This window comes from Methylomicrobium sp. Wu6 (assembly GCF_035916875.1).
In the GTDB taxonomy this organism is placed as follows: domain Bacteria; phylum Pseudomonadota; class Gammaproteobacteria; order Methylococcales; family Methylomonadaceae; genus Methylomicrobium.
On the sequence record NZ_JAXUHN010000006.1, the window covers coordinates 1 to 6,480 of the forward strand.

General features: G+C 51.5%; 9 protein-coding genes and 1 pseudogene. 3 read left to right on the forward strand and 7 right to left on the reverse strand.

The window, feature by feature from the left end; all coding sequences use genetic code 11:
* Positions 1-88: 88 nt before the first annotated feature.
* From U2W12_RS00135 to U2W12_RS00160, 6 genes are all read right to left on the reverse strand, one after another.
* Positions 89-451, reverse strand: coding sequence for a hypothetical protein (locus U2W12_RS00135; protein WP_326498652.1), 363 nt, complete (start codon positions 449-451; stop codon positions 89-91).
* Positions 452-476: 25 nt separating this feature from the next.
* A complete protein-coding gene (cobT, locus tag U2W12_RS00140) occupies positions 477-1,505 on the reverse strand; it encodes a nicotinate-nucleotide--dimethylbenzimidazole phosphoribosyltransferase (protein WP_326498653.1) in 1,029 nt (342 codons plus the stop codon).
* Positions 1,498-2,157 (reverse strand): 5,6-dimethylbenzimidazole synthase, encoded by a 660-nt coding sequence (gene bluB / locus U2W12_RS00145; protein ID WP_326498654.1) that lies wholly within the window; start codon positions 2,155-2,157, stop codon positions 1,498-1,500. The genes cobT and bluB overlap by 8 nt, the downstream gene beginning before the upstream one ends.
* Positions 2,158-2,199: 42 nt before the next feature.
* Positions 2,200-3,213, reverse strand: coding sequence for an FAD-dependent oxidoreductase (locus tag U2W12_RS00150; protein WP_326498655.1), 1,014 nt, complete (start codon positions 3,211-3,213; stop codon positions 2,200-2,202).
* A 24-nt stretch (positions 3,214-3,237) separates the two neighbouring features.
* A complete protein-coding gene (locus U2W12_RS00155; RefSeq protein WP_326498656.1) occupies positions 3,238-3,408 on the reverse strand; it encodes a rubredoxin in 171 nt (56 codons plus the stop codon).
* 101 nt (positions 3,409-3,509) lie between these two features.
* Positions 3,510-4,640 carry a GNAT family N-acetyltransferase gene (locus U2W12_RS00160; RefSeq protein WP_326498657.1) on the reverse strand — a complete coding sequence of 377 codons (1,131 nt, stop codon included), beginning with the start codon at positions 4,638-4,640 and terminating at the stop codon, positions 3,510-3,512.
* 51 nt (positions 4,641-4,691) lie between these two features.
* Between U2W12_RS00160 and U2W12_RS00165 the strand changes: the two genes are divergently transcribed.
* From U2W12_RS00165 to U2W12_RS00175, 3 genes are all read left to right on the forward strand, one after another.
* Positions 4,692-5,303, forward strand: coding sequence for a DUF938 domain-containing protein (locus U2W12_RS00165; protein ID WP_326498658.1), 612 nt, complete (start codon positions 4,692-4,694; stop codon positions 5,301-5,303).
* 123 nt (positions 5,304-5,426) lie between these two features.
* Positions 5,427-5,819, forward strand: coding sequence for a hypothetical protein (locus U2W12_RS00170; protein WP_326498659.1), 393 nt, complete (start codon positions 5,427-5,429; stop codon positions 5,817-5,819).
* 134 nt (positions 5,820-5,953) lie between these two features.
* On the forward strand, positions 5,954-6,274 hold the full coding sequence (locus U2W12_RS00175; protein WP_326498660.1) for a DUF3644 domain-containing protein: 321 nt from the start codon (positions 5,954-5,956) through the stop codon (positions 6,272-6,274).
* Positions 6,275-6,370: 96 nt separating this feature from the next.
* Here U2W12_RS00175 and U2W12_RS00180 read toward each other — a convergent pair.
* Positions 6,371-6,480, reverse strand: a pseudogene (locus U2W12_RS00180) (IS630 family transposase); the annotation flags it as partial.

Here is a 6,480-nt window from a genome sequence, read left to right on the forward strand (position 1 = left end):
ACTCTACGCGCTCCTGTTGGCTCAACTTAACCACCTTAGCAATACGCCCCATCGATAACTCCTCTGCAATTTTCAGAGGATTATATATCTATCGTATTTTTATACAATTAGACACTAGCTCCATTTTCAGATGATCGATATGCACAAAACGCTGATGCGCCACCTTATAGAGCGCCAACGAGAAAAGACCGATCAACGCGCCAATTTCCGCATAAAAACCCAGCAGCATCAAATTGCCGTGCGAAATCCTACCCATCAGCATATCCCTGACCTGACTCAACATATATTCGACCGATGAGAGAGGGTCCGCGGACAACTCGCGGGCGCTGATATAATCATAACTCGGCGCCAGTACCAAAACGCCGATAATGGCGCCGGCCAGCGCCGCCAAAAGATAAAGCTTCAATTGTTGACGCCAGATAGACAATATCAGCAGGAAGAATCGTTTCATTCGTTTAATGAGTTCTTAAAGAAAATCAATCTCGATCCACACCGGCCTCAGTAAACGTCGCCATCTCGTTCAAAAAACCTACCGCCGATATCAGTAGAGGGAAAGCCAGCGCAATGCCGGAACCTTCGCCGAGACGCATGTCCAGATTCAGTAAGGGACGCGCATTCAGGTGATCCAATAAGGCCCGATGCCCCTGTTCACCGGACATATGGCTGAAAATGCAATAATCAAGCACGTCAGGATACATCTTGGCCGCCGCCAGCAAGGCGCTGCCGGCAATGAAGCCGTCAACGAGGAGTAGCATGTTCAGTTCCGCCGCTTTCAGATAGGCGCCCGCCATCATCGCGATTTCGAAGCCGCCGAATGCCGTCAAAACCTCACGCGAGTCGGACAGCCCAGGATACCGGGCCAACGCCTGCTGTAATACCGCGACTTTATGCCGCAACTGTGCATCATTAAGTCCCGCACCCCGGCCGACGCAGCGTTCCAGCGGCAATCCGGTCAGGCAATGCATGATCAACGCCGCGGACGAGGTATTGCCGATGCCCATTTCGCCGAAACCGATGCAATTGCAACCTTCGTTGCGCTGTCTTAATACCAGTTCGGCTCCTTTGCTGAAAGCCAATGCGCACTGCTCGCGGGTCATCGCCGGCTGTTCTAAAAAATTGGCGGTTCCCTTGCCGATACTGGCATGGACCAAGCCGGGTATCGCCGTAAGATCGGCATTCACGCCGGCATCGACGATCAACAAATCGAGTTGATGCTGTCTTGCAAACACATTGATCGCCGCGCCGCCCAAGGCAAAATTGGCGACCATTTGCGCAGTGACTGTTTGCGGATAAGCACTGACGCCGGCAGCGGCAACGCCATGGTCGCCCGCGAACACGATGATGCAAGGCTTGGTAAGTGAAGGCGACAGGCTGTTTTGAATCAGGCCGATTTGTAGCGCCAAAGCCTCCAGTTGCCCCAAGGCACCGAGCGGTTTGGTCTTTTGATCGATTTTGGCCTGCAAGGCCGGCCCCAACGTTCGGGACAACGGCTGAATATCAAACATTAGCGGCGGGGTTATTCCAGCGGTTTTCGAATAACAGATCGTCAAGAGGCATCCGTTTCGCCCAACGCACCTCTTCCAGCATCGGCTTGTCATAAAACCGTTCGACATGCCCAAGACACAAAATCGCGACCGGATGGCTATCGGCCGGCATCGCCAGCAGCGGCTTCAACTCTTCGGGTTCGAACAGCGATACCCAGCCCATGCCCAATCCTTCCGCCCTGGCCGCGAGCCAGAGATTTTGAATCGCACAGGACAGCGAGGCGAGATCCATCTCGGGCAGCGTGCGGCGGCCGAACACCGCTTGCTCGCGCCGGTCGCACAATGCTGCGACCAGCACGACCGCGCAGTCGAGAATGCCTTCGACTTTCAGCTTCATGAAATCGTCTTCGCGTTCGTTCAATGCCTTGGCGGTACGCCGCCGTTCCTGTTCGACCAGCGCATGAATCTGTCCGCGCAAGTCATTTGCAGTGATCTGAATGAATCGCCACGGCTGCATGAAGCCGACACTCGGCGCATGATGCGCCGCATCGAACAGGCGTCTGAGAATATCGGGAGCAACCGGGTCGGGCAGAAAATGACGCATGTCGCGGCGCTCGTAGATCGCCCGATAGAGCGCCGAACGCTCCGCGTCGGAATAACGGTGTTCAGTCATTGGATCAGTAGGAATTGAGCGTCGCGCTAGAGGAAGCAATGCTCAAAGATGATAAGGATGCACGGCTTCGAAGCCGTGCACCTTCGCCTTGGTCGTAAAAACGGGCGGCTTCCAGCCTTCCTCTTCCTGCCCGGCCAGATGGCTGGCCAGCCAGTTCGCCTGGCTGCGGATCGGCAGAATATAGGCGTACAACTTGCCGTTCGGCAGTTCCGCCACATCGCCCAACGCATAAATATGGTCGTCGCTGCTCTTCAAACACTCGTCGACCTTGATGCCGCGTCCGATCGCAAGACCCGCCTGTTCGGCCAATTCAGTGCGCGGCTTGAAGCCGCAGGCCACGATCACCGCGTCGAACTCGGCCGCCGCCTCGGTCAGCACGCAAACCTTATCGTCTTCATTGGCGATACTGTGCACGGACTGATTCAATAACACATCGACGCCGGCATGGTTCAAGACTTCCAGCAACAACAAAGAATCTTCCTCCGCCAATTGCCGCTCCATCAACCGATCCATAGCATGGTACACCGTTACACTGTCGCCCGAAACAGCCAAATCCGAAGCCACTTCGCAGCCGATCAGCCCGCCACCGATGATCGCCCAGTCCGGCTGGCGGTTTTGACTCAGGATGCCTTGGCGAAATTTGCGAAGCGTCTTCAGATCGGCCAGACTGTTCAGACAAAAAAACAGTTCATGATAGGGCCTAAGAGGGGGAGGAATGAACGCCGCCGAACCTTGGGCGATGATCAGTTTGTCGTAGTTGAGCGATTTTTCCTGACAAGCACCTTTCAGGCCGACCGTGCGCGAGTCCCGGTGTATCTCGGTGATTTCGGCGCCGCTGATGATGTCGATACGATTTTCACGCAACGCATCGAACGGTTTCAGTATAATCGTCTGTTCGATCGTATCCTTGCTAAAACCACGGGACAGCAAAGGCCGTGAATAATACCCATCGTTTTCGTGGGTAACAAGGGTAATTTCCGCGTCGGCATTCAGCGCTCGATATTTCTCGGCAAAGGTGACGCCGGCAATACCGGAACCTATAATCACGACTTGCATGTTCGATCTCCAGATACAGTACGCTTATTCGATCAACTCAAAATCACTTTTAACGGTGCCGCACTCGGGACAACGCCAATCGTCCGGAATGTCTTCAAAACGGGTTCCGGGCGCAACTCCGCCATCGGGGTCGCCTTCGCGTTCGTCATAAATGTGACCGCAAACCGTACATTGGTATCTTCTATATTCGGACATGAATACTTCTCCTGGGATAAAACAATAAAACCGGTACTGCCCGATGCAGTTTTAGGATGACTGTATCAGTTCTACAACTATTTTCAAACCGGCAACGGCGATTATTTTTTAAACGGCAGGTAATTTACCGCATTTTGCCGATAGGCATTGACCGCCCGCCGTTCATGCATGAGAAATTTTTCAACGGCTTCCGCAAAGCCTGCATCTTTGAGCCAATGTGCCGAATAAGTCGAAACCGGCTCGAATCCGCGCGCAATTTTATGCTCGCCTTGCGCGCCGGAATCGAAGCGCTTCAACCCGTGTTCGATACAATAGTCCAGACCCTGATAATAACAGGCTTCAAAATGCAGGGCATCCTGTTCTTCCGCGCAGCCCCAATAGCGGCCGTAAAGCGTATCGCCACCGATAAAACTCAATGCCGCGGCAACGGTCTCGCCGTGCTTGATCGCCAACGTCAGCATCATGCACTCTCCCATCGCGGCCGCACAGCGCGTAAAAAAATCGGACGCCAAATAAGGCTGTGAAGCATTTTTCAGATAGGTCAGCGTATAAAACCGGTAGAAAATTTGCCACTCCGCTTCGCTCACCCGATCACCGGGCACACGCCGTAATTCGATGCCGGCACCATTAACTCTGCACCGTTCACGCTTGATCATTTTTCGTTTGGCCGCATTGAACGCATCCAGATAATCGTCGAAATCCCGATAGCCTTTGTTGAACCAGTGAAACTGCACGGCCTCGCGCAGCAGCAATCCGAGTACTTGCCATTGCTCGGCCTGCCGATCAACCGGAAACAGACAATGCCATGACGAGATACCTCTTTCTATCGACATGTCCTGTATCCAATCAAACAAGAAGCGCATCACGTTTGCCTGATCGGCCGAATTTTTGAGCACCAGGCGCGTCCCCGGACACGGCGTAAACGGAATCGCGGTCAACGCTTTCGGATAATAGGCCAATCCATGCTGCCGGTAAGCCGCAGCCCATTGCTGATCGAACACATATTCGCCGAACGAATGTGATTTCAGATACAACGGCAGCAATGCAACCAATTCTTCCTGATCGTAAACCAATAGATGGCGCGGCAACCAACCGGTTTTCTCGGACACCGAACCGCTCTTTTCAAGCGCCGCCAAAAACTCGTGACGAATAAACGGATAATCGCGCCCGGCCAGCGTATTCCATTCAGATGCGGTAATTTCCGCAACGCTACAGATCTGTTTTACTTGCATGGGTAAACCCGATAAAGTGGAGCCATTACGTCTTCCCCGTCAACACAGCGCATGATCGAAAAACCTTATTCCCAAGCCTGCGAAAACAACAAAGATCCCATATTAAACGTAATCCGCGAGGTATTTTGCAAGCCGGTCACGGTTTGGGAAATCGGCGGCGGCACCGGCCAGCACGCCTGCCATTTCGCGAGTCACTTGCCGCATCTCGAATGGCAGCCCACCGATAGAAGCGAAAATATCCCCGGCATCAATCTCTGGCGGGATGAAGCGCAGCTCGCCAATCTGCTACCACCGCTCGCACTTGACGTGACCGACCCCGTCTGGCCGTGCACATCGGTCGACGCGCTATTCACCGCCAACACCCTGCACATCATGAGCTGGCAAGAAATCGAAATCTTCTTCGACAGGCTGTCCCTTTATTTGAATCCAAACGCTCTGCTCTGCATTTACGGTCCATTCAACTACCGCGGCGCCTACACCAGCGAGAGCAACGCCCGCTTTGACGGCTGGCTGAAAAACCGCGATCCCCTGAGCGGCATCCGGGATTTTGAAACGATAACAAACCTGGCCGCCGAACATGCGCTTGAATTATTGAATGATGTTGCGATGCCGGCGAACAACCGTCTGTTGATTCTAAAACGACGGTCATGCCCTGAACCCTAAATCCATTTTCCCTTGCGGGAGAAGGTTAGGATGAGGGGATAAAAATTTTGGGTTTCGCTTACCGGCAACGCCAAGAATGGTTAGAATTAACCTCACTATTCTGTAACAGATCGGAGACCGAACATGAGTTTTAAAAGCAGTCTTGTCAAACTCGCCATCAAAATCACGCCGAACTTCCTTGTCAGATGGATAGCCAATTTCATCCTGAAAGGCATCGCTGAAATGTCGGAATTTAATTTCGACATCGACGCACGCACCGCCTATGTGCAGGCAACGCTTTATGGCGAGACCGAACCGATTGATGTTTGGGTGCATGATTTCGGCATAGTGACCGACGAGGAATCGCATTATCTGACCATTCATGAAGCGCAATCGAACAAGCCCTGGTTGAATAACTTGCTTTCCCGTATCGCCGGAAAAACCTGGAAAATTCCTGCGATCCCGCAATTTCAGGACGAAATTAAACTGGTATCCGAAGTATTGGAAATCGAAAATACGGAACGGGAAGAGAATTGATCGAGACTGGCAGCATGAGCATTAATTCATGTTTCTGCCCGTATAGCATGCATAAAATGTATGATATACGGATATGTTTAATGACTTGTTAACTTCTTCTACAAAGGAATTTCATGAAGTCACGATCACGGTTAATGTTAGAGAAATCAGTCGCTGCAATGCTGTCGGCGATTGAAATCTACAATAAGCCAGACTTCAAATATCGTGAGGAAACATTCTCTGTTCTTTGTATTAATGGTTGGGAATTGTTGCTAAAGGCGAAAGTTCTTAACCTAGCAAGCAACAAATTGGCTTCGCTTTATGCAATGGAACATAAAACACTTAAAACGGGTAAAAAGTCCTCTGTAAAGCGACCAAAGAAGAATCGCTCTGGGGAAATCCTTTGTCCATTAACCTTTTTGAAGCGTACCGAATCGTCACCGAAGACTACGGCGTTAAAATCGATAAAGTTGTAAATGACAATCTTATTGCATTAACAGAAATCAGAGATAATTCGATACATTTTGTTAATGATGATTTGTTGCTCTCGTTAAAAATACAGGAACTAGTGTCTAATTGCATAAGTTAGAGATTGTATTTTTGATCTGGCTGCCAACGACTTCGCGTTTCTTCCAAACGAAAGGTTGCGCTCCCGTGTTGTAGGCAGCAATGTATTTCTCCA